At 72.1% G+C, this 25,737-nt stretch carries 23 protein-coding genes and 2 pseudogenes; 9 read left to right on the forward strand and 16 right to left on the reverse strand.

Annotated features, from left to right (window positions below):
* Positions 1-5 precede the first annotated feature (5 nt).
* Genes pgsB through GQF42_RS32600 form a run of 5 tightly spaced genes read left to right on the forward strand, consistent with a single transcriptional unit; the run spans position 6 to position 4,570 of the window.
* Positions 6-1,535, forward strand: coding sequence for a poly-gamma-glutamate synthase PgsB (pgsB, locus tag GQF42_RS32580; RefSeq protein WP_158925884.1), 1,530 nt, complete (start codon positions 6-8; stop codon positions 1,533-1,535).
* Positions 1,532-2,014: a poly-gamma-glutamate biosynthesis protein PgsC/CapC gene (locus GQF42_RS32585; protein WP_158925886.1), complete on the forward strand. Its 483-nt coding sequence runs from the start codon at positions 1,532-1,534 to the stop codon at positions 2,012-2,014. Before pgsB ends, GQF42_RS32585 begins: the two co-directional genes overlap by 4 nt.
* 37 nt (positions 2,015-2,051) lie before the next feature.
* On the forward strand, positions 2,052-3,104 hold the full coding sequence (locus tag GQF42_RS32590; RefSeq protein ID WP_158925888.1) for an NlpC/P60 family protein: 1,053 nt from the start codon (positions 2,052-2,054) through the stop codon (positions 3,102-3,104).
* A gap of 46 nt (positions 3,105-3,150) precedes the next feature.
* The gene (locus GQF42_RS32595) at positions 3,151-4,167 is read left to right on the forward strand and encodes a hypothetical protein (protein WP_158925891.1); all 1,017 of its coding nucleotides are present in this window, start codon (positions 3,151-3,153) and stop codon (positions 4,165-4,167) included.
* A gap of 10 nt (positions 4,168-4,177) precedes the next feature.
* Complete coding sequence (locus GQF42_RS32600; RefSeq protein WP_158930835.1) at positions 4,178-4,570, forward strand: hypothetical protein; 393 nt, start codon at positions 4,178-4,180, stop codon at positions 4,568-4,570.
* A 60-nt stretch (positions 4,571-4,630) separates the two neighbouring features.
* Here the strand turns inward: GQF42_RS32600 and GQF42_RS32605 are convergent, their stop codons facing one another.
* The 5 genes from GQF42_RS32605 to GQF42_RS32625 form a co-directional block, all read right to left on the reverse strand.
* Positions 4,631-6,760 (reverse strand): 3-hydroxyacyl-CoA dehydrogenase NAD-binding domain-containing protein, encoded by a 2,130-nt coding sequence (locus tag GQF42_RS32605; RefSeq protein ID WP_158925893.1) that lies wholly within the window; start codon positions 6,758-6,760, stop codon positions 4,631-4,633.
* On the reverse strand, positions 6,757-7,974 hold the full coding sequence (locus GQF42_RS32610; RefSeq protein ID WP_158925895.1) for a thiolase family protein: 1,218 nt from the start codon (positions 7,972-7,974) through the stop codon (positions 6,757-6,759). The genes GQF42_RS32605 and GQF42_RS32610 overlap by 4 nt, the downstream gene beginning before the upstream one ends.
* A gap of 280 nt (positions 7,975-8,254) precedes the next feature.
* Complete coding sequence (locus GQF42_RS32615) at positions 8,255-9,538, reverse strand: HRDC domain-containing protein (RefSeq protein WP_158925897.1); 1,284 nt, start codon at positions 9,536-9,538, stop codon at positions 8,255-8,257.
* 134 nt (positions 9,539-9,672) lie between these two features.
* Positions 9,673-10,329 (reverse strand): response regulator transcription factor, encoded by a 657-nt coding sequence (locus GQF42_RS32620; protein ID WP_158925899.1) that lies wholly within the window; start codon positions 10,327-10,329, stop codon positions 9,673-9,675.
* A 282-nt stretch (positions 10,330-10,611) separates the two neighbouring features.
* Positions 10,612-11,289, reverse strand: coding sequence for a DUF3000 domain-containing protein (locus GQF42_RS32625; protein WP_158925901.1), 678 nt, complete (start codon positions 11,287-11,289; stop codon positions 10,612-10,614).
* Between the two features lie 131 nt (positions 11,290-11,420).
* Between GQF42_RS32625 and hemE the strand changes: the two genes are divergently transcribed.
* The gene (gene hemE, locus GQF42_RS32630; protein WP_375997856.1) at positions 11,421-12,461 is read left to right on the forward strand and encodes a uroporphyrinogen decarboxylase; all 1,041 of its coding nucleotides are present in this window, start codon (positions 11,421-11,423) and stop codon (positions 12,459-12,461) included.
* A 1-nt stretch (position 12,462) separates the two neighbouring features.
* Here hemE and GQF42_RS32635 read toward each other — a convergent pair whose 3' ends face one another.
* Positions 12,463-13,287, reverse strand: a complete 825-nt coding sequence (locus tag GQF42_RS32635; protein WP_158925905.1) for a rhomboid family intramembrane serine protease — start codon at positions 13,285-13,287, stop codon at positions 12,463-12,465.
* Positions 13,288-13,378: 91 nt separating this feature from the next.
* Here GQF42_RS32635 and GQF42_RS32640 point away from each other — a divergent pair, with 91 nt between their 5' ends.
* Entirely contained in the window at positions 13,379-13,687 is a 309-nt protein-coding gene (locus GQF42_RS32640) for a hypothetical protein (RefSeq protein ID WP_158925907.1), read from the forward strand.
* On the opposite strand, the gene GQF42_RS32645 is transcribed toward GQF42_RS32640, so the two are convergent.
* Both GQF42_RS32645 and GQF42_RS32650 read right to left on the reverse strand, forming a co-directional pair.
* Positions 13,684-15,078, reverse strand: coding sequence for an FAD-dependent oxidoreductase (locus GQF42_RS32645; RefSeq protein ID WP_158925909.1), 1,395 nt, complete (start codon positions 15,076-15,078; stop codon positions 13,684-13,686). The two genes, GQF42_RS32640 and GQF42_RS32645, sit on opposite strands and share 4 nt — an antisense overlap.
* Positions 15,079-15,105: 27 nt before the next feature.
* Positions 15,106-16,071: a DUF4349 domain-containing protein gene (locus GQF42_RS32650; protein WP_158925911.1), complete on the reverse strand. Its 966-nt coding sequence runs from the start codon at positions 16,069-16,071 to the stop codon at positions 15,106-15,108.
* 157 nt (positions 16,072-16,228) lie between these two features.
* On the opposite strand from GQF42_RS32650, the gene hemG reads away from it, so the two are divergent.
* The gene (gene hemG, locus GQF42_RS32655) at positions 16,229-17,683 is read left to right on the forward strand and encodes a protoporphyrinogen oxidase (RefSeq protein WP_158925913.1); all 1,455 of its coding nucleotides are present in this window, start codon (positions 16,229-16,231) and stop codon (positions 17,681-17,683) included.
* A gap of 4 nt (positions 17,684-17,687) precedes the next feature.
* Positions 17,688-18,419: a hydrogen peroxide-dependent heme synthase gene (hemQ, locus tag GQF42_RS32660; protein WP_158925916.1), complete on the forward strand. Its 732-nt coding sequence runs from the start codon at positions 17,688-17,690 to the stop codon at positions 18,417-18,419.
* Positions 18,420-18,511: 92 nt separating this feature from the next.
* On the opposite strand, the gene GQF42_RS32665 is transcribed toward hemQ, so the two are convergent.
* The 8 genes and pseudogenes from GQF42_RS32665 to GQF42_RS32690 form a co-directional block, all read right to left on the reverse strand.
* Positions 18,512-20,170, reverse strand: coding sequence for an alpha/beta hydrolase (locus tag GQF42_RS32665; RefSeq protein WP_158925918.1), 1,659 nt, complete (start codon positions 20,168-20,170; stop codon positions 18,512-18,514).
* 149 nt (positions 20,171-20,319) lie between these two features.
* Positions 20,320-21,108 carry a TIGR04222 domain-containing membrane protein gene (locus tag GQF42_RS32670; protein WP_158925920.1) on the reverse strand — a complete coding sequence of 263 codons (789 nt, stop codon included), beginning with the start codon at positions 21,106-21,108 and terminating at the stop codon, positions 20,320-20,322.
* 114 nt (positions 21,109-21,222) lie between these two features.
* The gene (locus tag GQF42_RS32675) at positions 21,223-21,987 is read right to left on the reverse strand and encodes a DUF4142 domain-containing protein (protein ID WP_158925922.1); all 765 of its coding nucleotides are present in this window, start codon (positions 21,985-21,987) and stop codon (positions 21,223-21,225) included.
* 369 nt (positions 21,988-22,356) lie between these two features.
* The gene (locus GQF42_RS32680) at positions 22,357-23,679 is read right to left on the reverse strand and encodes a DUF692 domain-containing protein (RefSeq protein ID WP_158925924.1); all 1,323 of its coding nucleotides are present in this window, start codon (positions 23,677-23,679) and stop codon (positions 22,357-22,359) included.
* A 272-nt stretch (positions 23,680-23,951) separates the two neighbouring features.
* The gene (locus GQF42_RS47335) at positions 23,952-24,416 is read right to left on the reverse strand and encodes a carboxylesterase family protein (RefSeq protein ID WP_325100367.1); all 465 of its coding nucleotides are present in this window, start codon (positions 24,414-24,416) and stop codon (positions 23,952-23,954) included.
* A gap of 34 nt (positions 24,417-24,450) precedes the next feature.
* A pseudogene (locus GQF42_RS47340) lies at positions 24,451-24,834 on the reverse strand (carboxylesterase family protein); the annotation flags it as partial.
* Between the two features lie 89 nt (positions 24,835-24,923).
* Positions 24,924-25,040: pseudogene (locus GQF42_RS47345) on the reverse strand (hypothetical protein); the annotation flags it as partial.
* A 43-nt stretch (positions 25,041-25,083) separates the two neighbouring features.
* Positions 25,084-25,731: a TetR/AcrR family transcriptional regulator gene (locus tag GQF42_RS32690; protein WP_199272879.1), complete on the reverse strand. Its 648-nt coding sequence runs from the start codon at positions 25,729-25,731 to the stop codon at positions 25,084-25,086.
* Positions 25,732-25,737: the final 6 nt, after the last annotated feature.

The following is a 25,737-nucleotide window of genomic DNA, read 5'->3' on the forward strand; positions in this document are numbered from 1 at the left end:
CACCCGTGCTCTTCCTCTACACCGTGCTGCTCGTCTGCTGCGCGATCCTGCTCGTCGCGGGCGTCGTGGAGCAGCGCCGGCACTTCGCCAACCTGGACCACATCCCCACCCGTGTCCTGGTCAACGGCATCCGCGGCAAGTCCTCCATCACCCGGCTGTGCGCGGGCGCCCTGCGCGGCGGCGACCTCGTCACCGTCGCCAAGACCACCGGCACCGCCGCCCGGTTCATCCACCCGGACGCCACCGAGGAACCGGTCTACCGCAAGTTCGGCATCGCCAACGTGGTCGAGCAGATCGGCATCGTGCGGCGCGCCGCCGCCTACAAGCCGGACGCGCTCGTCATCGAGTGCATGGCCGTCATGCCGGCCCTGCAGGAGATCAACCAGTCCAAGCTGATCCGCTCCACCATCGGCGTGCTGTGCAACGTCCGCGAGGACCACCTCGCCGAGATGGGCCCCACCCTGGACGACGTGGCGCGCTCGCTGTGCCGCTCGATGCCCGAGGACGGCATCTGCGTCACCGCCGAGAAGGACCGCTTCCACATCCTGCAGGAGGAGGCGGACGCCCGTAACTGCAAGCTGGTCTACGCCGATCCCGAGACGGTGAGCGACGAGGAGCTGCGCGGCTTCAGCTGGTTCACCTTCAAGGAGAACGTGGCCATCGCCCTCGCGGTCGCCGAACTCCTCGGAGTGGACCGCGAGACGGCCCTCAAGGGCATGTACGACGCCCCGCCGGACCCCGGTGTCCTCTCCGTCGAGCGGTATCTGACGCCCGGGGACAGGAAGCTGCGCTTCGCCAACGTCTTCGCGGCCAACGACCCCGAGTCGACGCTGATGAACATCAACCAGCTGCTCGACCTCGGCGCCATCCACCGCCCGCTCAACGTGGTCATCAACTGCCGCCCCGACCGCGTCGAACGCAACGGCCAGATGGGCGAGATCATCCCCGACCTCGACCCCGAGCACGTCTTCGTCATCGGCCAGCCGGCCAAGTCCGCGATCGACGCCATCCCCGCCGAGTTCCGCTCGCGCGCCGTGGACCTCGGCGGTGACAAGCGCGACCCCGAGGAGTTCATGGCCAGGATGCTGGACATGCTCGGCCCGGACTCCTCGATGGTCGCCATCGGCAACATCCACGGCCAGGGCGAGATCCTGCTGGAACACCTCGCCGAACTGCCCCCGGACGAGAGCGCCGAGGAGCCGGCACCCGCGGCGACAGCGGACGTGCCCGAGTACGCCGAGCCGGCCCAGCCACCGATGTACGCCCCGCACATCGACCCGTACCAGGGCTACCCGGAGGCGTACGAGGCCCGCTACGCGCAGCCGTACGCCGGCGAGACGTACGCGTACGGCACCTGGGCACAACCGCATCAGCAACCGCATCAGCAACCACATCCGCAGGCCCAGCCGCAGACGCCGCCGCAGGCGCAGCTCCAGCCCCAGCCCCGCGGCATGTTCGAGCCCCGCCGCCCTGCCCACCCCCAGCCCCCCGCCGACGACAGCCAGCAGTGGCACAGCCCAGGAGCACAGCGTTGATCCCCTCCGTCCTCACCCCCGAGATCGCCGCCATCGGCATCGGCCTGGGGCTGATGTTCTCGCTCATGTGCTACCTGACGACCAATCTGTCGCCGGGCGGCATGATCACTCCGGGCTGGCTCGCGCTCACGCTCATCGAGGACCTGCAGCGAGCCGCGCTGGTCGTCGGCGTGACCGTGCTGACGTACCTCGCCACGCTGCTCATGCAGAAGTTCGTGATCCTCTACGGCAAGCGGCTGTTCGCGGCCGTCGTGCTCAGCGGTGTGCTCATCCAGGCCACCGTGATCGTCGTGCTCCAGATGGAGTTCCCGCTGCTGTACGCCAACCAGACGCTCGGCTTCATCGTGCCGGGCCTGATCGGCTACCAACTGGTCCGCCAGCCCAAGGGCGCGACCCTGCTGTCCGTCGGATCGGTCACCCTCGCCACCTATGTGGTCCTGACCGCCGGAATCCTCCTGGGCGCCATGCCGTCCGCCTGACCCCGCCCGCATTCGACGCACCTCTGGAGCCCCCACCATGCCTAAGCGCACAGGCCGCCCCCTTGTCCACGCGGCGACGGTCCTGGCGCTGCTCGCGGGCAGCGCCTACTTCACCTACGAACTGCGCAAGGACGAGCAGGCGAAGGTCCCGGCCGCCCAGACGATCACCGAGAACCTGGACAACTCCGGCAAGTCAACCGGAAAGCAGACCTGGGAGCGGCTGAACAACCCGGCCCGCTCGGTGCTGCGCGACGGCAAGGGCGCGGTCATCGCCACCTTCACCGACGGCGCCCGCACCGCCACCCTCAAGGGCCCGACGCGGACGTTCGCCGAACCGGCCACCACCAGCACCAAGGTCGTCACCGACGACTGGGTCCGCATGATGCCGGAGACCTGGACGAGGGGCTCCGAGAAGCAGCAGTGGTTCAAGGACTGGTTCAAGCAGTACTACGGCAGCGAGGAGGACGACATCTTCGCCTTCGCCTTCCAGTACATCCAGGGCGCGCCGGCCAAGAAGGACGACCAGGGCATCCAGTACGCCGGCCACGCGTACTACGGCCCCCTCAAGGCCGACGGCGTGGACCGCTACGAGCAGACCGACTTCTACGACTACCTGGGCATCCCGTACACCTTCCGGGACGGGGTCACCAAGTACCCGCAGTCGGACCGCCTGCGCTCGGTGGACTGCTCCGGCTATCTGCGCCTGGTCTACGGCTACCGGGCCCGCTTCCCGCTGATGTCCGACAACGACCACGGCGACGGGCTGCCGCGCACCGCCGACGGCATGGCCCGCGGCAAGGAGGGCGTCGACGTCGTCAAGCTCCAGGGGCCGGGCCCCTGGTACGAACGTCCCGCGGGCATCGACGTGCTCCAGCCCGGCGACCTGCTGTTCTTCAAGATGGACCACCGCACGGGCAACCACATGGACCACTCCGCGATCTACCTCGGTCCGGACACCGAGGGCCACAAGGTCTTCATCTCCAGCCGTAAGGAACAGAACGGACCCACGATCGGCGACCAGGGGGGTGTCTCGCGCCTCGACGGGAACGGCTTCTACGCGAAGCTGTTCCGCAGCGCGAAGCGGCTGTGAGCGGGCGGGCGCGGACCGCCCCCGAGCCGGGGCGCGGAGTGAACCGGTGAACGGCGACCGGCTCCTGCGCGGCCGGGACGGCCGGCTCAGTGTCTACCAGCTCTCCGGCGACGCTCTCCTGTGCCGGGCGGAGCGTGAGCCAGGCGGTCCGTGGACCACCCCGCGCACGGTGGGCGGTGAGCAGAGGCTCCATCCGGTCTTCGCCGTCGGCCAGGGCGCCGACGGCTACGCCCACCTGGTCGCGTGGCGGCCCACGGCCAAGGGCGAGTCGGGCCTGGTGCACTCCACCCACTTCCGTCCGCGCCTGGCCGCCCTGGACTGGAATCCGATCGGCCATCCGGACAAGAAGGGCGAACGCACCGGCACGCCCGCGCTCGCCGTGGACGCACAGGGCCGCGCCCACGTCTTCGTCCGCGGGGCCCACGGTGGCGTGAGCCTGCTCGCGCAGAAGGAGAAGGGCGGCTGGGAGCCCTGGCGCGACCTCGGGGGCGAGGACGTCCAGGACGGTCTCGCGGCGGTGACGGGGGAGTCCGGCAGAGTCGAGCTGTACGCGGCCGCGCCCGGCGCCGTCCTGCACTGGTGCCAGGAGCAGCCGGGTGCCCGCCCGGTTCTCACGGAGTCCCGGCCGGCCCCGGTCCGCCCGGGCACCCTCTACGCCCTCGCCACCTCGCCCGGCAGCACCACCCTCTACTCCACCGACACCTCCGGTGACCTGTGCGCCTGGCGCCCCGGCGGCCGGCCGGTCACCGTGCTGCCCTCGGCGGGGTACGGCCCGGTCGCCGCGGTCCGCTGCGACCTCGACGGCCACGACTGCACCCTCCTCGCCCAGCGTTCGTCGAGCGGCCGGGTGGCCTTCGCCGCCCATCCGACCGAGCTGGAGTCGGCGGGCGCCTGGTGGACCGAGTCGGGGCCCCGACTCGCTCTGGACGCACGGGTGTTCCTGACCGTGGACGAGGACGACCGGGTGGTGGCGGCGACACTGTCCCCGTCGACCGGCCAACTCCTGCTGACCCGGCGCAAGCACGAACCGGGCCTGGCACTGGAGGCGTGGCGGCCGGTCTGAGTGCGCCATGATGGCCCGCGTGGACACTGAGACACTCATCGACGCCTGGCGGCGTCTCCTCGCCGGATCCGGAAAGCCGTGGGTGCTGTTCGAGCACGGCACCTGCGTGGTGCTGGAGGAGCCGGAGTCGGACCTCGCCGACCGGGCCACCGAGATCCTGCGCGAGTACGGCCCCGTGAGCGTGAGCGGTCCGTCGGGCGACTTCCGTGTGCTCGAACTGAAGAACGACGAGGGCTGGCTGGTGACGGGCCATCACCCGGACGTCGTCACCTTCGTCGCCCTCGAGGAGTCCGAGGACCCCTCGCACCTGGCCGTCGGGATCCATGGCCGCGCCAAGCGCGACCAGGACGGCAGGCACCCGCACGTCGTCCATGTCGAGGACGTGCGCCCGGCCGCCGGCTGAGACGCCGATGCCCGGCACACCACTGGGTGCACCGGGCATCGTACGACCGTACGGAACGGGTTACGCCGGGACGCTCGCCACGCCCGGGGCCAGGAACTTCTTGCCGTTCACGCGCTCGGAGACACCCTCGCGGTCCAGGTACGGCGTGATGCCGCCCAGGTGGAAGGGCCAGCCGGCGCCCGTGATCAGGCACAGGTCGATGTCCTGGGCCTCGGCGACGACGCCCTCGTCGAGCATGAGCCCGATCTCCTGGGCGACGGCGTCCAGGACGCGCTCACGCACCTGCTCCTCGGACAGGACGCTGTCACCCTGCTTGAGCAGCGCGGCGACCTCCGGGTCCAGCTCCGGCCTGCCGCTGTCGTAGACGTAGAAGCCGCGCTTGCCGGCCTTGACGACGGCGGCGAGGTTCGGGGAGACCGTGAAGCGGTCCGGGAACGCGCCGTGCAGCGTCTCGGAGACGTGCAGACCGATCGCCGGGCCGACCAGCTCCAGCAGCACCAGCGGGGACATCGGCAGCCCGAGCGGCTCGACGGCCTTCTCGGCGACCTCGACCGGGGTGCCCTCGTCGATGACGTTCTGGATCTCGCCCATGAAGCGGGTCAGGATGCGGTTCACGACGAACGCCGGGGCGTCCTTGACCAGAACCGCGGTCTTCTTCAGCTTCTTGGCGACGGCGAACGCGGTCGCGAGCGAGGCGTCGTCCGTCTTCTCGCCACGGACGATCTCCAGCAGCGGCAGGACGGCGACCGGGTTGAAGAAGTGGAAGCCGACGACCCGCTCGGGGTGCTGCAGCTTCGACGCCATCTCCGTCACCGACAGCGAGGAGGTGTTGGTCGCGAGGATCGCGTGCGCCGGGGCGACCGCCTCGACCTCCGCGAACACCTGCTGCTTGACACCGATCTCCTCGAACACGGCCTCGATGATGAAGTCCGCGTCGGAGAAGCCCTCGGCCTTGTCCAGGACACCGGTGACCAGCGCCTTGAGGCGGTTGGCCTTGTCCTGGTTGATCCGGCCCTTGCCGAGCAGCTTGTCGATCTCGGCGTGGACGTAGCCCACACCCTTGTCGACGCGCTCCTGGTCGATGTCGGTCAGTACGACCGGCACCTCCAGGCGGCGCAGGAACAGCAGCGCGAGCTGGCTGGCCATCAGACCGGCGCCGACGACACCGACCTTGGTGACCGGGCGGGCCAGGTTCTTGTCCGGGGCACCCGCGGGACGCTTGCCGCGCTTCTGCACCAGGTTGAACGCGTAGATGCCGGAGCGCAGTTCACCGCCCATGATCAGGTCGGCGAGTGCCTGGTCCTCGGCGTCGAAGCCCTGCTGCAGGTCGCCGTTCTTGGCGGCCGCGATGATGTCGAGCGCGCGGTAGGCGGCCGGGGCCGCGCCGTGCACCTTGCCGTCGGCGATGAACCGGCCCTTGGCGACGGCCTGGTCCCAGGCCTCACCGCGGTCGATCACCGGACGCTCGACGGCGATGTCGCCCTTGAGGACCTGCGCGGTCCACAGCAGCGACTGCTCCAGGAAGTCGGCGCCCTCGAAGATCGCGTCCGCGATGCCGAGGTCGAAGACCTGCTGGCCCTTGAGCTGCTTGTTCTGGTTGAGGCTGTTCTCGATGATGACCGAGACGGCCTTGTCGGCACCGATCAGGTTCGGCAGCAGCGCGCAGCCGCCCCAGCCCGGGACCAGACCGAGGAAGACCTCGGGCAGCGAGAACGCCGGGATCGCCTTGGAGACGGTCCGGTAGGAGCAGTGCAGGCCGACCTCGACGCCGCCGCCCATCGCCGCGCCGTTGTAGTACGCGAAGGTGGGAACGGCCAGCTTCGACAGGCGCTTGAAGACCTCGTGGCCGCCCTTGCCGATGGCCAGCGCGTGCTCGTGCTCCTTGAGGATCTCCACGCCCTTGAGGTCGGCGCCGACCGCGAAGATGAACGGCTTGCCGGTGATGCCGGCGCCGACGATCTCGCCGCCCGCGGCCTCCTTCTCGACCTGGTCGATCGCGGTGTTCAGGTTCGCGAGCGAGGCCGGGCCGAAGGTGGTCGGCTTGGTGTGGTCCAGGCCGTTGTCCAGCGTGATCAGCGCGAAGCGGCCGGCGCCGAACGGGAGGTCGAAGTGGCGTACGTGCGCGGACGTCACGACCTCGTCGGGGAACTGGTCCGATGCCTGCTTGAGAAGCTCGGCGGTGGTGCTCACTTGTCCCCCTCGAAGTGCGGGTTCTCCCAGATGACCGTCGCGCCCATGCCGAAGCCGACGCACATGGTGGTCAGGCCGTAGCGGACGTGCGGCTGCTCCTCGAACTGGCGGGCCAGCTGCGTCATCAGACGGACGCCGGAGGAGGCCAGCGGGTGGCCGAAGGCGATGGCGCCGCCGTACTGGTTGACGCGCGTGTCGTCGTCCGCGATGCCGTAGTGCTCGAGGAAGGCCAGCACCTGCACGGCGAAGGCCTCGTTGATCTCGAACAGGCCGATGTCGGAGATGGACAGGCCCGCCTTGGCGAGGGCCTTCTCGGTGGCCGGGATCGGGCCGTAGCCCATGACCTCCGGCTCGACGCCGGCGAAGGCGTACGAGACGAGGCGCATCTTGACCGGCAGGCCGTTCTCGCGGGCGAAGTCCTCGCTCGCGATGATCGAGGCGGTGGCGCCGTCGTTCAGGCCGGCCGCGTTGCCGGCGGTGACCCGGCCGTGCACGCGGAACGGCGTCTTGAGGCCGGACAGGTTCTCCAGCGTGGTGCCCGGGCGCATCGGCTCGTCGGCGGTGACCAGACCCCAACCGGTCTCGCCGGCCTCGGCGTTGGTGCGGCGGACCGAGATCGGCACCAGGTCCTGCTGGATCTTGCCGTTGGCGTACGCCTTGGCGGCCTTCTCCTGCGAACGCACCGCGTACTCGTCGGCACGCTGCTTGGTGATCGTCGGGTACCGGTCGTGCAGGTTCTCGGCGGTCATGCCCATGAACAGGGCCGACTCGTCGACGAGCTTCTCGCTCACGAACCGGGGGTTCGGGTCCACGCCCTCGCCCATCGGGTGGCGGCCCATGTGCTCGACGCCACCGGCGATGACGGCGTCGTAGGCGCCGAAGGCGATCGAACCGGCGGTGGTGGTGACGGCCGTCAGCGCACCGGCGCACATACGGTCGATCGAGTAGCCCGGCACGGACTGCGGCAGGCCCGCGAGGATGCCCGCCGTACGGCCGAGGGTGAGTCCCTGGTCACCGATCTGCGTGGTCGCGGCGATGGCGACCTCGTCGATCTTCTTCGGGTCCAGACCGGGGTTGCGGCGCAGCAGCTCCCGGATCGCCTTCACGACGAGGTCGTCGGCGCGGGTCTCGTGGTAGATGCCCTTCGGGCCCGCCTTGCCGAACGGGGTGCGGACGCCGTCGACGAAGACGACGTCCCTGACGGTACGAGGCACGATGGCTCTCCTCCAGGGTGCGGGATGGCACTGCTGCGGCACGCATGCACTGAGCGCGCGCTCAGGACCCATGCTACTTATGAGTAACGTAGCTGCACAGTCCTGCCGGGGGTAGCGGTGAACGTCACACCGTCGGGGTTCGGCCCATGGCAGGTCATCGTGCAGGGGGCAGCCGTCCACGACGGCTTCGTGCCCCTTCCTCCGCACGCCGTTCCGGTTCCCCGGTGTGCCGTCCCAGGATCTTGGCGTGATCTCGACGTTCCGACCGGCTTCCGAGGCCCTACGCCGACAGCGCCTTCACCAGAACCGGCGTCACCAGTTCCACCTGCCACGGCCGCGCGCCGTACCCCACGAGCGCGGCTTCCACGGACCCCGCGTCGACGGGCTTCGGCGGCTCCCAGCAAATACGCCGCACGGTGTCCGGCGACACCAGGTTCTCCTGAGGCAGGTTGAGCTGCTCGGCCAGGGCGGTCACCCCCGCGCGGGCAGCGGAGAGCCGGGCCGCGGCGGCCGGGTCCTTGTCGGCCCACGCCCGGGGCGGCGGAGGTCCGGTCACCGGCTGCCCGGGCTGTGGCAGCGCACCGTCGGGAAGGGCCTTGGCGCGGTCGACGGCCGCCTGCCACTGCTCCAGCTGCCGCCGCCCCATCCGGTGCCCGAACCCGTTCAGCGCGGCCAGCGCGTGCACGTTCGACGGCAGGGCGAGCGCGGCCTCCACGATGGCCGCGTCGCTCAGCACCTTGCCCGGCGACACGTCCCGGCGCTGCGCGATCCGGTCCCGGGTCTCCCACATCTCCCGTACGACACCCAGCTGCCGGCGCCGCCGTACCTTGTGCATCCCCGACGTGCGCCGCCAGGGATCCTTCCTCGGCTCGGCGGGCGGCGCCGCCGCGATCGCGTCGAACTCCTGCAGGGCCCACTCCAGCTTGCCCTGCCGGTCCAGCTCCTTCTCCAGGGCGTCGCGCAGGTCGACGAGAAGCTCCACGTCGAGGGCGGCGTACCGCAGCCACGGCTCGGGCAGCGGGCGGGTCGACCAGTCGACGGCGGAGTGGCCCTTCTCCAGGACGAAGCCGAGGACGTTCTCGACCATGGCGCCGAGGCCCACCCGGGGGAAACCGGCGAGCCGGCCGGCCAGTTCGGTGTCGAACAGCCGGGACGGAACCATGTCTATCTCGCGCAGGCACGGCAGGTCCTGGGTGGCGGCGTGCAGCACCCACTCGGTGCCGGACAGGGCGTCGCCGAGTCCGGACAGGCCGCCGCCGACGGCCACCGGGTCGATCAGCGCGGTCCCCGCGCCCTCGCGGCGCAGCTGCACCAGGTAGGCGCGCTGGCCGTAGCGGTAGCCGGAGGCGCGCTCGGCGTCGACGGCGACGGGGCCGGAACCACCGGCGAAGGCGGAGATCACCTGGGCGAGGGCGGTCTCGTCGGCGACGACGGGCGGAATGCCCTCGCGGGGTTCGAGCAGCGGTGTCGGCGCCCCGGTCACAGAAGATCCGGCGTCGTCCGGAGGAGTGCCTCCGGTGGTGCGCAGGGAGCTGTCTGCTGCGGTGTCTTGGGCGTCGGTCACCTGTCAAGGGTATCCGTGTATGGACGGCGCCCGTCGACGGAACGTTCCGTCGACGGGCGCCGGAGGGTCGTAAATCAGTCAGCTCGGGGACACATGCACCCCGAGCGGGTGAACCGGGGGCTGCTCCGGACGGCTCAGTGGATGATCCCGGTGCGCAGGGCCACGGCCACCATGCCGGCCCGGTCGCCCGTGCCCAGCTTGCGGGCGATGCGGGCGAGGTGGCTCTTGACGGTCAGGGCGGACAGGCCCATGGAGACGCCGATCGCCTTGTTGGACTGGCCCTCCGCGACCAGGCGCAGGACCTCGACCTCGCGGCCGGACAGCTCGCGGTAGCCGCCCGGGTGGCTCGGGGCACCCGGGGGGCGGCGGTGCATCCGGGCGGCGCCGAGGGGAGTGGCGCCGGGCCGGGTGGGCAGGCCGATGTTGGTACGGGTACCGGTGACGACATAGCCCTTGACCCCGCCGGCCAGGGCGTTGCGGACCGCGCCGATGTCGTCGGCGGCGGAGAGCGCCAGCCCGTTGGGCCAGCCCGCGGCGCGGGTCTCGGACAGCAGCGTCAGGCCGGAGCCGTCGGGCAGGTGGACGTCGGCGACGCAGATGTCGCGGGGGTTGCCGATGCGGGGACGAGCCTCCGCGATGGACGAGGCCTCGATGACATCGCGCACGCCGAGCGCCCACAGATGGCGGGTGACGGTGGAACGGACGCGGGGGTCGGCCACGACCACCATGGCGGTCGGCTTGTTCGGGCGGTAGGCGACCAGGCTTGCGGGCTGCTCGAGGAGAACGGACACCAGGCCTCCTGGGGTGGGGGGACGGGGCCGGCTTGTGGGGAGGAAGCCGGGACGAACCGTGCTTTGAAGGTCACAGTCGTCTTCGGCAGCAAACTCGTCCGCCTTTAGAGAATGATCACGATCTAGTGAGTAACAATCTGTGCAATTCGGACACGCGATCGATCATCCGAAGATCGAGTCGGTTCAAGCGGGTGCGATTCGAGGTCTGAAAGTGGCCGTATCGACAAAGAGATGGTCAATGAGGCGTCCAAGAGGGGGACGCCCGGGAACCTTGTGATCATCTCACCGTGACTGCGGGCCCCTGCGCTGCGGCAGCGTGACCACCGAAGCGTCGCCCGGACCGGCCGGCGGCAGCCCCGCGACCTGGGCCAGCAGGTCGCACCAGGAGGCCAGGTGCGACCCCGTGTCCGGAATCCCGCCGAGGCCCTCGCGGGGCGTCCAGGAGGCCCGGATCTCGATCTGCGAGGCGGCCGGCCGCTCGGCCAGCCCGCCGAAGTAGTGCGAGCTGGCGCGCGTGATCGTGCCGCTCGGCTCGCCGTAGCCCAGTCCGCGCGCCTGCAGCGCGCCGGTCAGCCACGACCAGCACACCTCCGGCAGCAGCGGATCGGCCGCCATCTCCTGCTCCAGCTCCGCACGCACCAGCGTCACCAACCGGAACGTCCCGCGCCAGGCGTCGTGCCCGGCCGGGTCGTGCAGCAGCACCAGACGCCCGTCGGCCAGCTCCTGCTCTCCGTCGACCACCACGGCCTCCAGCGCGTACGCGTACGGTGCGAGCCGCTGCGGCGCGGGCGTCGGCTCCACCTCGACCTGCGGGCGCAGCCGGCTGGCGTGCAGAGCCTCGACCGCGGCCCGGAAAGCCGGCGGACTCCCATTACCGGAATGCCGGTCCTCCCCCTCGGTGTCCTTCACGTCGTCCATTCCGTCAGCGCTGTCCGACATTCGTCCGTGAGCCGCAGCCATGCGGGGAAGAGTAAGGGGAAGCGCGGCCTTGTGCAGAGCAAGACACAGTAGGTCGGCGCAGGCAGCCTCCACTCCGCGCAAGTCCCGATCCGGCGGCGTGCGAAACTTGCCCCGTGACCGCCAACGACAGCATGCAGCCGACAGCGACGTACGACAGCGCCTTCCTCAAGGCGTGCAGGCGCGAACCCGTGCCGCACACCCCCGTGTGGTTCATGCGGCAGGCCGGCCGTTCGCTGCCGGAGTACCGCAAGGTGCGCGAAGGCATCCCGATGCTGGAGTCGTGCATGCAGCCCGAGCTGGTCACCGAGATCACGCTCCAGCCCGTACGCCGGCACAACGTGGACGCGGCGATCTACTACAGCGACATCGTCGTCCCGCTCAAGGCCATCGGCATCGACCTCGACATCAAGCCCGGTGTCGGCCCGGTCGTCGAGCGCCCGATCCGCACCCGCGCCGACCTCGCACAGCTCCGTGACCTCACCCCCGAGGACGTCTCCTACGTCACCGAGGCCATCGGCCTGCTCACCCGTGAACTGGGCGCCACCCCGCTGATCGGTTTCGCGGGCGCGCCGTTCACCCTGGCGAGCTACCTGGTCGAGGGCGGTCCGTCGCGGACCTACGAGAACGCCAAGGCGATGATGTACGGCGACCCCGGGCTGTGGGCCGACCTGCTCGACCGGCTCGCCGACATCACGGCCGCGTTCCTCAAGGTGCAGATCGAGGCCGGTGCGAGCGCGGTCCAGCTCTTCGACTCCTGGGCCGGCGCGCTCGCCCCCGCCGACTACCGGAACTCGGTCATGCACGCCTCGGCGAAGGTCTTCGACGCCGTCGCCGGGTACGGCGTCCCGCGCCTCCACTTCGGCGTGGGCACCGGAGAACTGCTCAAGCTGATGGGCGAGGCCGGTGCGGACGTCGTCGGCGTCGACTGGCGCGTCCCGATGGACGAGGCCGTCCGCCGCGTCGGCCCTGGCAAGGCGCTGCAGGGCAACCTGGACCCGACGGTCCTGTTCACGGACAAGGACACCGTCGAGGCCAAGGCGCAGGAGGTGCTCGACGCCGCCGCCGGCCTGGAGGGGCACGTCTTCAACCTCGGCCACGGCGTCATGCCGAACACCGACCCGGACGCGCTGACCCGGCTCGTGGAGTACGTCCACACACGCACCGCGCGCTGAGTCACCAGGTGTAGCGGGGCCGCGCCCGTCTGCCGAACAGCAGGCCGCGCGGCTCCGGCGGGGGCGGAGTGCCGGGCTTGAGCGGCCAGGCGAGCAGCATGCCCGCCACGAAGCCGACCACGTGCGCCGCGTAGGCCACCGTGCCGGCGCCGGAGACACCGTGCCCGGAGGAGTACACCGCCTGGAGCACGAACCAGAAGCCCAGCACCAGCCAGGCCGGCAGCCTGAGCGGCAGGAAGACCAGGAACGGCACGAGCACCCACACCCGCGCCCTCGGCCACAGCACGATGTAGGCGCCGAGGACCCCGGCGATAGCTCCGGAGGCACCGATCAGCGGGTCGCCCGAGTCGGCGTTGAGCAGCGCGAAGCCGTACCCCGCCGCGTAACCGCAGACGACGTAGAAGAAGAAGTACCGGACGTGTCCCATCCGGTCCTCGACGTTGTTGCCGAAGATCAGCAGGAAGAGCATGTTTCCCAGCAGGTGCAGCCAGCTGCCGTGCAGGAACATCGCCGTGAAGACCGACAGCGGCGGGGACTTGTCGTAGGACGGCGGTCGCACGACACAGCCCGGGCCGTGCAGGCCCACGCCCGTCTCGCCGGTCGGCACCAACCGTGGCGTCTGATGATGGATCAGCTCCCTGGGCACCGCCGCGTAGTGGTCCATGAAGGCCTGGAGATGGCACAGCTGTGCCAGGTCGCTGCCGCCGGCCACGGAACCGGCTATGCCGGGCGTGGAGACGAAGACGAGGACGTTGGCGGCGATGAGCGCGTACGTCACCCAGGGGGTGCGGCGCACCGGGTTCACGTCATGGACGGGGATGACCACACAGGAGTACTGCCCGGGATGCGGCGGGCGAATCGGTGAACGGCGGCGGCCGGCCGTGCGTATCTGTTCTCAACCGACGTGAGGACAGGCGATGACGAACGCTCCGCAGGTTCCGGCGATGCATGCTCTGCCCGACGGTGAGGCGGAGATCTCCCTGGTGGTACGGCTGCCCTGGGAGGACGTGGCACGGCTCGGCCAGGAGGCCGGGCGGCTGGCCGCGCAGACGGGGCGGCCCGTGACGCTCGACGAGGCGGTCGGCCACCGCCTGCGCTCCGCCCGCCCCGCGGCCACGCACGCGCGGCCCGCGGGGGAGCAGCCGGCCGCGGTCTCCTCCAGCGCGTCCGTGGCCTCGCTGCCGCGGATCAGCGGAACCGCCATCAGCGGCTCGGCCAGGACCTAGGAAGCCCGCAGCTTCGCCGTCGCCTTTCTCGCCGCCACCAGGACCGGGTCCCACACCGGCGAGAAGGGCGGGGCGTAGCCCAGGTCCAGGGCCGTCATCTCCTCCACCGTCATCCGCGCCGTCAGCGCCACCGCCGCGACGTCCACGCGCTTCGCGGCGCCCTCCCTGCCGACGATCTGCACGCCCAGCAGCCGGCCCGTGCGGCGTTCGGCGAGCATCTTGACCGTCATGGAGGAGGTGCCGGGGAAGTAGCGGGCCCGGCTGGTGGACTCGATGACCGCCGTCTCGTACTGCAGGCCGACCCGGCGCGCGTCCTTCTCGCGCAGCCCGGTGCGGGCGATCTCCAGGTCGCAGACCTTGCTGACCGCCGTACCGACCACGCCCGGGAAGGTGGCGTAACCGCCGCCGGCGTTGGTGCCGATGACCTGGCCCTGCTTGTTCGCGTGGGTGCCCAGCGGCACGTGCTGCGTCTGACCGGAGACCAGGTTCAGCACCTCCACGCAGTCGCCGCCCGCCCAGATGTTCTCGTGGCCACGCACCCGCATCGCGAGGTCGGTGAGCAGGCCGCCGCGGCTGCCCAGCGGGAGTCCCGCGGCCCGGGCGAGAGTGGTCTCAGGGCGGACGCCGATGCCGAGGACCACGACGTCCGCGGGGTACTCGGCGTCCGGCGTGGCCACCGCGCGGACCGTGCCGTCGGCCGCGGTGAGGACCTTGGTGACCTCGGCGTCGTTCACCATGGTGATGCCGAGGCCCTCCATGGCCAGGTGCACCAGCCGGCCCATGTCCGGATCGAGCGTCGACATCGGCTCCTTGCCGCGGTTCACGACCGTCACCTCGAAACCGCGGTTGATGAGGGCCTCGGCCATCTCCACGCCGATGTAGCCCGCGCCCACGACCACGGCCCGGCGGCCACGCGCGCGTGCCAGCGTGTCCAGCAGACCCTGGCCGTCGTCCAGGGTCTGCACGCCGTGCACCCCGGGGGCGTCCGCGCCGGGCAGGTCCGGGCGGACCGGGCGGGCACCGGTGGCGATCACGAGCTTGTCGTACGACGTCCAGGACTCGGCGCCGGAATCGAGGTCACGCGCGCGTACCCGCTGCCCGGCCACGTCGATCCCGGTGACCTCCGTGCGCAGTCGCACATCGATGTCCCGCGCCCGGTGCTCCTCGGGGGTACGGGCGATCAGGTCGTCCCGTTCGGACACGTCGCCGCCCACCCAGTACGGAATGCCGCACGCCGAGAACGAGGTGAAGTGGCCGCGTTCGAAGGCCACGATCTCCAGCTCCCCGGGACCCTTCAACCGCCGTGCCTGGGACGCCGCGGACATGCCCGCGGCGTCACCGCCGATCACGACCAGCCGTTCCGTCCCGCCGCGCCCACCGTTCTTGGTCATGGGAACACGCTACGGGGCCACGGCATGTCACTCCCGGCCGGTCGCGGGCGCGTCCGGGTCCGGCGCCGGGCGCGCCGACGGCAGCGGGCCCAGCGCGGTCATCGCGGGCGCGGGCTCCGCGCGGCGCCGGAGCCGGGGCCGTACGAACCGCAGCCACGCCATCGTCAACAGGGCGGCGAAGGCCGCGAACGGCAGGGCGGCACCGAGCGCGAGGACGATCCAGCGCACCAGGGCGACGAACACGTGCCAGCCGCCCGACAGGCCGTCCACGATGCCCGGGGTGCCGTCCCCGGCGGTCCTGCGCACCGGCTTCTGCGACAGCGACAGGGTGATGGTCGCAAGGCTCGTACGGTCCTTCAGCGACGCCTGTTGCGCGAGCAGGGACTCCAGGTCGGCCTCGCGGCTGCTCAACTCGCCTTCCAGGGTGACCACATCGCTCAGCCCGGCCGCCCGGTCCATCAGCGCACGGATCCGGTTCACACTGGCCCGCTGGGACCTGACCCGGCTGTCCACGTCCACGACCCGGTCGGTGACGTCGACCGTCTTCGCGGTGCGCTCGACGAGCGTGCCGGTGCCCTGCAGGCCGGTGAGGACCTCGTCGTACTTCGCGCCGGGCACGCGCAGGACGACCCGGGTCCGCTCATCGCCGTCGGCGTCCCGGCTCGTGCTCTCCTCGCCGACGTGGCCGCCCGCGCTCTCGGCGGTCGTACGGGCCTTGGCCAAGGCCTCGGCGACGTCCTCGACCTCGATGGTCAGGGAGGCGGTGCGGATGACGGGGCTCGGGACGAGGCGGGGCGTCCGCCCCGTGGACCTGGTCGTGGTGCCCGGCTTGCCGGCCGCGCCGCGCTGCTGTGCCGGGCCGCCGGCGGCGGACTTCGTCGAGGCACCGTCCTGGCCGCCGGCGCCGCTGCAGCCCGCGAGGGCCAGGCAGACGGCGAGCAGCAGGCCGGCCGGCCGCCGGACGGGGCGGCGTGGGGAACATGATGCGCGCATGGACGGTACCCCCGGGATCGGTGAGCTGTGACGCTCCTACGACGGCGTTGCCGGCGGGGGCGTTTGACGGTGCCGGTCCCGATGCGGTCACGGTCCGGACTCATCGCGATCAACGGGCCCCGACGGGAGTGTCAGTGGGGTCTGAGAGAGTGGGTGCATGAGCGCAACGGGTACGCGTACGGGGCATGTCGTCGTCATCGGAGCCGGGATCGCCGGGCTGGCGGCCGCCCACCGGCTGCTCGGACGCGGCGCGCGCGTGACCGTGCTGGAGGCCGCGGACCGGGTCGGCGGCAAGCTGCTGCCCGGCGAGATCGCGGGCGTACGGGTCGACCTGGGCGCCGAGTCGATGCTCGCCCGCCGCCCCGAGGCGGTGGCCCTCGCGCGCGAGGTCGGCCTCGGCGGACGGCTGCAGCCGCCGGCCACCGCGAGCGCCTCGATCTGGACCCGCGGCGCCCTGCGGCCCATGCCCAAGGGTCATGTGATGGGCGTGCCCGGCACCGCCGCCGCGCTCGGCGGCGTCCTGTCCGAGGAGGGCCTCGCCCGTATCGAGCGCGACGCCGACCTGCCCCGCACCGAGGTCGGCGACGACGTGGCGGTGGGGGAGTACGTGGCCGCCCGGCTCGGCCGCGAGGTCGTCGACCGCCTGGTCGAGCCCCTGCTCGGCGGGGTCTACGCGGGTGACGCGTACCGCATCTCGATGCGCTCGGCCGTCCCCCAGCTGTTCCAGGCCGCCCGCAGCCACACCTCCCTCACCGAGGGCGTTCGCGAGATCCAGGCCAAGGCGGCGGCCAACCAGCAGACCGGCCCGGTCTTCATGGGCATCGAGGGCGGCGTGGGCATGCTGCCGCTCGCCGTCGCCGACTCCGTCCGCGCGCGCGGTGGCGAGATCCTCACCGGGACGCCCGTGAGCCGGCTGTCGCGGGAGGCCGACGGCGGCTGGCGGGTGAGCGCGGGGGAGCGGGTGCTGCGCGCCGACGCGGTGATCGTCGCCGTACCGGCCCCGGCCGCCGCCGAGTTGCTGGGCGCCGCATCCCCGGCGGCCGCGGCCGAACTGCGGGCGATCGAGCACGCCTCGATGGCCCTGGTCACCCTCGCCTACCGCCGCGCGGACGTGACGCTTCCCGAGGGCAGCGGCTTCCTGGTCCCGCCGGTCGACGGGCGCACGATCAAGGCGTCCACGTTCGCCTCCCACAAGTGGGGCTGGATCGCCGAGGAGGACCCGGACGTGGTCGTGCTGCGCACCTCGGTCGGCCGGCACGGCGAGACGGAGATCCTCCAGCGCGCCGACGCCGCCCTGGTCGAGGTCTCCCGGCACGACCTGCGCGAGGCCACCGGCCTGGACGCCCGCCCCCTCGAGACGCGGGTCACCCGCTGGAGCGACGGCCTGCCGCAGTACCCGGTCGGGCACCACGCGCGCGTGGCCCGCATCCGCGAACACGTCGCCGGGCTGCCGGGCCTGGCGGTGTGCGGCGCCCAGTACGACGGCGTCGGCATCCCGGCGTGCATCGCGAGCGCCTATGCGGCCGTCGACCAGCTCCACGGCGACCTGAGCGGAATCCGGGAGCTGACGGCCAACCCGGTGCAAAGCCTCCACGGCGGAGCGGGAGAATAGGACCATGAGCGACGACGCCCCCACCACCGAGCCCGGCAGGATCCCGAACAAGGGCAAGCTGGCCAAGGACCTCAACGAGGTCATCCGTTACACCCTGTGGTCGGTCTTCAAGCTGAAGGACGTACTGCCCGAGGACCGCGCGGGTTACGCCGACGAGGTCCAGGAGCTGTTCGACCAGCTCGCCGCCAAGGACGTGACGATCCGCGGCACCTACGACGTGTCCGGCCTGCGCGCCGATGCCGACCTCATGATCTGGTGGCACGCCGAGACCAGCGACCAGCTCCAGGAGGCGTACAACCTCTTCCGTCGCACGAAGCTGGGCCGCGCCCTGACGCCCGTGTGGTCCAACATGGCGCTGCACCGCCCGGCCGAGTTCAACCGCTCGCACATCCCGGCGTTCCTCGCCGACGAGACGCCCCGCAACTACGTCAGCGTCTACCCCTTCGTGCGCTCCTACGACTGGTACCTGCTGCCCGACGAGGACCGCCGCCGCATGCTCGCCGACCACGGCAAGATGGCCCGCGGCTTCCCCGACGTGCGCGCCAACACGGTCGCCTCGTTCTCCCTCGGCGACTACGAGTGGGTCCTCGCCTTCGAGGCCGACGAGCTGTACCGCATCGTCGACCTCATGCGTCACCTGCGCGGTTCCGAGGCCCGCAAGCACGTCCGCGAGGAGATCCCGTTCTACACGGGCCGCCGCAAGGACATCGCGGACCTGGTGGCCGGGCTGGCCTGAAGCGCCCCGTCAGGGGGCGCGGGGCACCGCGCGAGCGACCACGACGGACCCGCAGCCGCCCGGCGGCACAGCGCGGCACGACAATGGCGCACTCAGTGCCGTCCGCCCCGGCCCTTGACCGAGTCCCGCTGAGACTCCTTCGTCGGCCGAACCGCCGCAGGCAACCGGTGCGGCGCGCACGACGCGCGCCGCCCGGGGACCCGGCCCTGCACCAGGTACGCCTCGAAGTGGTCGTTGACGCACGCGTTGGCCCCGCCCCCGATGCCGTGCGTGCCCGCGTCCCGCTCGGTCACCAGCACCGAGCCGGCCAGCCGCCGGTTCATCTCCAGTGCACCCGAGTACGGTGCCGCCGCGTCCCGTTCGGCCGCCAGGATCAGCACCGGCGGCACCTCACCCGGCCCCGTCCGCACGTCCAGCGGCTGCTGCCGGGGCGCCGGCCAGTAGGCGCACGGCAGGTTCATCCACGCGTTGTTCCAGGTCTCGAAGGGCGCGGCCCGGGCGATCCGGGTGTTGTCCCGGTCCCACGTCTTCCAGTCCGTCGGCCAGGGCGCGTCGTTGCACTCCACGGCCGTGTACACCGCGTCGCTGTTCTCCGCCTCCGCTGCCGCGGCCCGGTCCGTGGCCGGTGCGGCCAACTGGATCAGTGGCTTGGGATCGCCCTTGAGATAGGCCGAGAGCGCGGCGGCCCGGCTCGGCCAGAAGCCGTCGTAGTACCCGGCCGTCAGGAGCGCGTTCTGCAGCTGGCCGGGGCCGACCTTCCCGCCGGCCGCCTTCCTGGCCAGCCGCCTGCGCGCGGTGTCGTAGCTGCGCTGCACCTTCGCGGCCGTGTTCCCGAGCCGGTAGACGTCGTCGTGGTGGGCGATCCAGTCCTTCAGATCCGACCAGCGCTCCTCGAACGCGGCCGACTGGTCCAGATTGGACCGGTACCAGATCTTCTCCGGGGCCGGGTTCACCGACGAGTCCAGCACCATGCGCCGCAGGTGCGAGGGGAACATCGCTGCGTACAGCGCCCCGAAGTAGGTGCCGTACGACGCGCCCACGAAGGTCAGCCGGTCCTCACCCAGCGCGGCCCGCAGGACGTCCAGGTCCCGGGCGTTGTTCAGCGAGGTGTAGAAGCGCAGCTTGCTCCCGGAGCGCTGGGCGCAGCCGCGCGCGTACGCCTTCGCCTGCGCGATGCGCCGGAGCTTGTACGCCTGCGAAGGGTGCTCCGGTGCCGCGGTGGGCCCTGTGGAGAGGTGCCTGGGGTCCGCACAGGACAGCGGCGCCGAGCGGCCCACCCCGCGCGGGGCGTAGCCGACGAGGTCGTAGGCGGCGGCGATCCGCTTCCACTTGGGGGTGTTGCCGATCAGCGGGAAGATCATGCTGGAGCCGCCGGGACCGCCGGGGTTGTAGACGAGGGCACCCTGCCGGGGCACGCGCTGCTTGCTGTTCTGCGGGTCCTTCTGGGTTGCCCGGGTCCGGCTGACGGTCAGCTTGATCCGGGCGCCGTCCGGGTGGGCGTAGTCGAGCGGGACGGTCACCGTGCCGCACCGCAGGCTCCTCGGCGCCTTGGGCACGTCGGCGGGGGAGCACGCGCCGAAACGGATGCCCGCCGCGCGGGCGCGGGCCGCGGCCACCGCGGTGCCGCGCAGCTCGGCAAAGCCGGGCACCCCGGGCGCCCCGGGCGCGGCGTCGGCGCTTCCGGCCGGGACGGCGGCCAGGGTCGTCAGGAACAAGGACCCGGCGGCCGAGTACAGGGCGGCAGCTCTCATCGCGTCTCCCTTCGGTGCCGCGGCGGCGATGGCACGGCTGCCACGCCCCGACGACAACAAAAGGGATATTTCGTTCGGCGGTGAGGGAAGGCAAGCACCACCCGGCCGGTGTCGGCGGCATTGCCCCCGATGCGCCCCTCGGGTGGCCATCACTCCCGCCAGGGCTGGTCGCGGTGGGTGAACGCCGCACGCAGCTCCGGCTCGCCGATCGCGCGGATGCCCCGGACGGCGACAGAGGCGAGGAACGACCGCTCGTCCCCGGCCGGTTTGCGGGGCAGCGCGCCGAGCAGGCGCAGCCCGGCCGGAGAGGCCCAGCGGGAGTACGGGTGCACCTCGAACCGGGCGATGGCCAGGCAGCTCAGGGACAGTGTGAGAGGCAGGGCGAACCACAGGCCGACCAGTGACCGGGGGGTGTCGGTCTGGATGGGCAGCAGCAGTGCGGTCACCCCGAGCACCGCCGCGGCCAGTGCCGCGGCGCGCACCTGGCGGACGGCCGCCGCCACTGTCGTACCGGCGCCGTCGGGGACGGCGAGCCCGGCGCGCTCCAGCCGGTCGGCGAGCCGCCGTACGGCCTCGCCGCCGGCCGCGCGCGCCCGTACGGGCTGGATCCGCGACTGGCCCTGCGGCCCTATGGCCCCGATGACGCACTGCTCCATCTCGTCGCGCCCCCGCGGGTCCACCACCGTGGCCCAGCCGGTGTGCGCGAGCAGCAGGCGGCGCTGGCGGGCCATCGAGATCATGGCCACGTCGGCGACCCGGGCGGGACCGCCGGAGAGGAAGGCCGCCTCGTACAGCGTCAGATCGTGCCCCCGGTCCACTGTCGTCGTGTCCGTGTCATGCGTGTCCGGCGTTGCCGCATGGACGGCGGACAGACACAGCCGGGTGCACGCCGTACCGGCGAAAGCCCAGGCCAGGAGCAGCAGTAGGACCCAGAACATGACGTTTTTCTATGCCAGAGGTCCGGGTGGGCGCCATGCCTTGTTCACCATCCGGACGGAGTGTGGCCGGTATATGACGTTCCGTGTCTTGTTGAGATCGCCAAGTCGACGAGGTCAGGGGGTGCTCGGCGCCGGGCTCGCGGCGGCGGGCGGCAGGGAGTACGACTCGGCGGGCGACGGTGTCACCGGGACCGCGGCGCTCGGGGCGACGGCCGGCGGGGTCGGCACGGGGGTGGGCGAGGCGGCCAGGTCCCTCGCCAGTGTGGCGAAGTCCACGTATCCCGTCGCCTCCAGGACCTTGATGTGATCGAGGACGGTCGCGTTGGCGTCGTCGGCGAGGTCGCGGACCAGGGAGTTCTGGGTGTCGGACCGGACCTGGGCGACCAGCGTGAACACCCGGCCGTGCGCGAGCCGCAGGATGGCGGCGAACGTGCGGTCGAAGTCCTCTCCCTGCGCCGTGTTCAGGGTGGCGAGCCACTGCTTCTGCTGTGCGTTCGGCTCGTTCGGCAGGGGGACGCCGAGCTGGGTGGCGACGGTGCGGACATGCGCGTCCAGCGAGGTGTGACCGTCGACGAGGTGCTGGCCCGCGGTGCGTACGGCGGCCGTGGTCCCCTTGCGCTCCGCGAGCTGGCCGGCGGGCAGCTCCCAGAGCCCCGCGAGCCGGACCCTGGTGATGAAGTCCTGGTCCTGCGCCGACAGCGGGCCGTACGGAGTCGCGACGGCCTGTGCGCTCAGCACGCCGGCGTCGGCCGTGTCCTGCCGGTCGGCGTACGACCACAGCGGGTACAGCAGTGCCGCCGCGGTCACCGCGAGCGCCGCGATGACGAGCCCGGTGCCGCTGAATATGCCTCGGCCCTTGATCGGGGGGCGGGGTCGCATGGCGCCTCCTGTAGCGCACCGCACGCGAGTGTGCCTGGGGGTGGGTGCGGTTTGGCATATTACTGGCGCCGCGCATCCCTGAGCGCGTGGCGAGGGGCACAGGGCCGCCGTCCCGCCCCCGCGGACCGGCGACCCGGGGGTGTGCTGTGACGAAGGTGGCACCGGAACTGCCGGAGGGCCTTGGCGGCGGTCCTTTCGGCCGCCACTCCCGGCGGCGCGCCGTCCCGCTCCGGCGCGTCGGTGCCGGCGGCCATGTTGTGGCCGGCGGTGCCGACCGTGCCGGGCGGCGGGGCGGCGCATCGGTACGGCTGCGCGCCCCTTCAGGGTGCCTGCGCCCGGCGGGCGCAGGTGGGTGACTTCACCGTCGGATCAGTCCAGGCGCCCTGACAGGACTCTGCGGGCCGTGCGGGCCACCAGCCCGCCGGTCGGCCTCGGTGCCGGTCCTGTCCGGTCCAGCCACCACTGCCGTAGCTCCCGCCGCGCCTCCGCCCGCTCCGGCCGCCCGGACCGCAGCAGCAGGCCGGCGAAATCCAGCGCGTCCCGCCGGTACCCTCCGCTCATCGGCCGCTCCCGTGCGTAGGCGAGGAACAGCGCCCGGTAGCCGGCGCCGAGGATCACCGGCAGTTCCGGTGCCACCTTCGCCACCACATCCGCCCGCTTGGCCGCGAGGGCGCGGGCCTGCACCCGCATCCGCGCCCGGTCGAACCCCTCGGGTACCGGCGTCCCGGCCACCAGCGAGGACAGCACGGCGGCCTGGGCGACGCCGACCCGCTCCCGCGCGCCGACCGCCGGCCGCGTGAGCACGGCGACACCCCCGTCCGCCGGCCCGGTGCCGACGGTGGCCCCCGTACCGCCGCCGACAGCGGCGCCGCCGGTCGCCACCGCCTCCTGGATCAGGGCCAACTCCCGTTCCAGCTGGGCCGGTTCGGGGAAGTTGTCGTCCCGTTCCAGCAGTACCCCGGGCGGGGCGGTACGGGCGGCGAGGTCGGTCAGGATGTCGAGGACCGGGCGCGGCACGGGATGGGCGTGGCTGTCGTGCCAGACGCCGTCCCGCTCGAAGCCGCCCGCCACATGGACGTAGGCGATCGCCTCCAGAGGCAGCGCGGCCAGTGCCTCGGCGGGGTCCTCGCCCCGGTTGACGTGGTTGGTGTGCAGATTGGCCACGTCGATCAGCAGCCGTACGCCGGTGCGCTCGACCAGCTCGGACAGGAACTGCCCCTCGGTCAGCTCCTCGCCCGGCCAGGAGAACAGCGCGGCGATGTTCTCCAGGGCCAGCGGCACGGGCAGGGCGTCCTGCGCGATACGGACGTTCTCGCAGAGCACGTCCAGGGCGTCCCTGGTGCGCGGCACCGGCAGCAGATGCCCGGCCTCAAGCGGCGGGGAGGCGGTGAGCGCACCGCCCGCGCGGACGAACGCGATGTGCTCGGTGACCAGGGGGGAACCGAGGGCCTGCGCGCGTTCAGCCAGCGCCGTCAAGCGGCCCTCGTCGGGGCGGTCGGCACCGCCCAGGCCGAGGGAGACCCCGTGCGGGATCACGGTCACCCCGCACTCGCGCAACCGCAGCAGCGACTCCGGGAGGTGCCCCGGGCAGACGTTCTCCGCCACGACCTCCACCCAGTCGATCCCCGGCATCCGCTCCACGGCGTCCGCGATCTCCGGCCGCCAGCCGATCCCCGTGCCCAGTCGCCGCATGAGTCCTCCCCTCCGTCGAATGAGGGGGGTATGGCCCCGGCGGGCGGAGCCGAATCCCCTGCCTGTCGCGTTCAGAGCAACATTTGAGGTTCAGCCCAGTCCCGGCCACCACTGCGGGCTACGGTCCGGCAGACCCGGCAGACCCGGCAGACCCGGCAGACCCGGCAGACCCGGCAGACCCGGCAGGCCCGGCGGACGCGGGCCACTGCTTGGCCCGGGAGGCCCTGCCCCACGCCGACAACCCCAGCAGGCCGCACGCAAGGAGCACGTCGTCAGCGCAGGCCGTCCCACAGGGTCCGCAGACTGCCGCGTGGGTCGTGGTCGGTGGCCGGCGCGTCCGCGAACCGGCGTACGGTCCGGTGCGGTTCACGGTAGGCGGGCCGGCCCGGATCGCCGGTGGTGGCGAAGGAGACCCAGGCGGCGTGCATGCTGTCGGCGATCGCCTGGGGCGGGAAGTCTCCGAGCAGGGGCGTAAAGGCCGGGTCGGCCGGGTTGTCGAAGACGAAGGGGACGTCGAGCACGTGGCACGCGCCCAGCGTGCCCTCGAAGGCGGGGGAGGGCCAGGCGAACTCGTAGACGTAGGCGCGAGCACCATGGCGGGCCTGGGCCTGGGCCTGGGCCTCGGCGAGGCGCAGCGCGGGGAGGCGGTAGAACCAGTCGGTGGCGATCTGTACGAGCAACTCGCCCGGGCTCGCTTCGGGGAACGCGGCGGGCCGCGCCGCTCTGCAGTGCCGCACGGTGGAAGAGGCCCTTGGCCGCGGGCATGGCCAGCAGGGTGCCGACGCTCATCGCCCCGGCCGACTGGCCGAACACCGTGACGCGATCGGGGTCACCGCCGAAGGCGGCGATGTTGTCGCGGACCCATGCGAGCGCGGCGATCTGGTCCAGCAGTCCGAGGTTCACCGGTGCGGTGTCGCCGGGGCCGAGGTGCAGGAAACCCTCCACGCCCAGACGGTGGTTGAGGGTGACGAGAACGACCGCGTCGCGGGCGAACGCGGCGCCGTCGTAGCCGGAGAGGGAACCGGAGCCGTTGGTGAACGCGCCGCCGTGGAGCCAGACCAGGACGGGCAGGCGCCCGGCCGGATCGGGGGTCCAGACGTTGAGGTTGAGGAAGTCCTCGCCGGGGACGATGCGCTCGGGGAGCAGGCGGTCCATCGGCGGCGGATACGGTGCCTGCGGGGCGGTGGACCGTAGGCACCGGCGTCACGGACCCCGTCCCACGCGGCGGGCGACCGCGGCGGTGCGCAGCGCAGCGGGCCGGTGGGGGCGGCGGCGTACGGGACGTTCCTGAAACAGGCGGTTCCGGCAGGGCCGGTGACGCCGCGGGCGAGGCCGTGCCGGGTGGCGAGGACCGGTCGCATGGGCACTCCTTGCGCACAGAGCGGGGACGGGGCACCGGTCGGCTCAGCGGCCGGCGTTCACGATGCGCAGCGCGAACCGCGCGTACTGGTCGGCGATCTGTTCGCGGGTCCGGCCGAGGGCGGGGCCGAACCATTGGGCGACCTGCACACCGAGGCCGCCGATCGCGGTGACCGCCAGCAGCGGATCGTCGAGCTCGAACTCGCCGTTGCCGATGCCGCGTTCCAGGACGTCGGCGAGCATGCCGCGGCACTCCTCGCGCAACTGGAGCGAGGGCGTGGCCAGTTCGGGCGACAGGGCGTGCAGTTCGCCGTTGGTGACCACCGCAAGCAGGGGATGGTCGGTGTGGAGCAGTACATGGGCGCGGACCAGGGCGGCCAGCTGCCGGGCCGCGCCGGTGTCGCGGGTTTCGGCGGCGGCCTGCGCCAGCCGGGTCCGCATCTCCTCGTGGCCGATGCGTACCAGCTCGGCCAGGACGTGCCCCTTGGACGGGTAGTGCGCGTACAGGGTCGCGGAGTTGATGCCGACCTTGCCCGCGATCTGCCGGATCGAGGTGCCCGCGAAGCCGGACTCGGCGAACAGCTCCAGGCCCGCCTCGAGGATCTTGCCTCGGGTTCCGGGCGGCGTGACGCCCTCGGGGAGTACCGCCTCCATGGCGACGACCCGGCGGGGTTCCCAGGCGGGGAGTTCCACGGCTGC

The organism is Streptomyces broussonetiae, from assembly GCF_009796285.1.
GTDB lineage: Bacteria > Actinomycetota > Actinomycetes > Streptomycetales > Streptomycetaceae > Streptomyces > Streptomyces broussonetiae.

Bases quoted from the DNA above. Each gene is read 5' to 3' on its own strand.
- GQF42_RS32590 (WP_158925888.1), top strand. From the start codon at position 2,052: ATGCCTAAGCGCACAGGCCGCCCCCTTGTCCACGCGGCGACGGTCCTG.
- GQF42_RS32600 (WP_158930835.1), top strand. From the start codon at position 4,178: ATGGCCCGCGTGGACACTGAGACACTCATCGACGCCTGGCGGCGTCTC.
- GQF42_RS32625 (WP_158925901.1), bottom strand. From the start codon at position 11,289: ATGGCTGCGGCTCACGGACGAATGTCGGACAGCGCTGACGGAATGGAC.
- hemE (WP_375997856.1), top strand. From the start codon at position 11,421: ATGCAGCCGACAGCGACGTACGACAGCGCCTTCCTCAAGGCGTGCAGG.
- GQF42_RS32640 (WP_158925907.1), top strand. From the start codon at position 13,379: ATGACGAACGCTCCGCAGGTTCCGGCGATGCATGCTCTGCCCGACGGT.
- GQF42_RS32645 (WP_158925909.1), bottom strand. From the start codon at position 15,078: ATGACCAAGAACGGTGGGCGCGGCGGGACGGAACGGCTGGTCGTGATC.
- GQF42_RS32650 (WP_158925911.1), bottom strand. From the start codon at position 16,071: ATGCGCGCATCATGTTCCCCACGCCGCCCCGTCCGGCGGCCGGCCGGC.
- hemG (WP_158925913.1), top strand. From the start codon at position 16,229: ATGAGCGCAACGGGTACGCGTACGGGGCATGTCGTCGTCATCGGAGCC.
- hemQ (WP_158925916.1), top strand. From the start codon at position 17,688: ATGAGCGACGACGCCCCCACCACCGAGCCCGGCAGGATCCCGAACAAG.
- GQF42_RS32665 (WP_158925918.1), bottom strand. From the start codon at position 20,170: ATGAGAGCTGCCGCCCTGTACTCGGCCGCCGGGTCCTTGTTCCTGACG.
- GQF42_RS32670 (WP_158925920.1), bottom strand. From the start codon at position 21,108: ATGTTCTGGGTCCTACTGCTGCTCCTGGCCTGGGCTTTCGCCGGTACG.
- GQF42_RS32675 (WP_158925922.1), bottom strand. From the start codon at position 21,987: ATGCGACCCCGCCCCCCGATCAAGGGCCGAGGCATATTCAGCGGCACC.
- GQF42_RS32680 (WP_158925924.1), bottom strand. From the start codon at position 23,679: ATGCGGCGACTGGGCACGGGGATCGGCTGGCGGCCGGAGATCGCGGAC.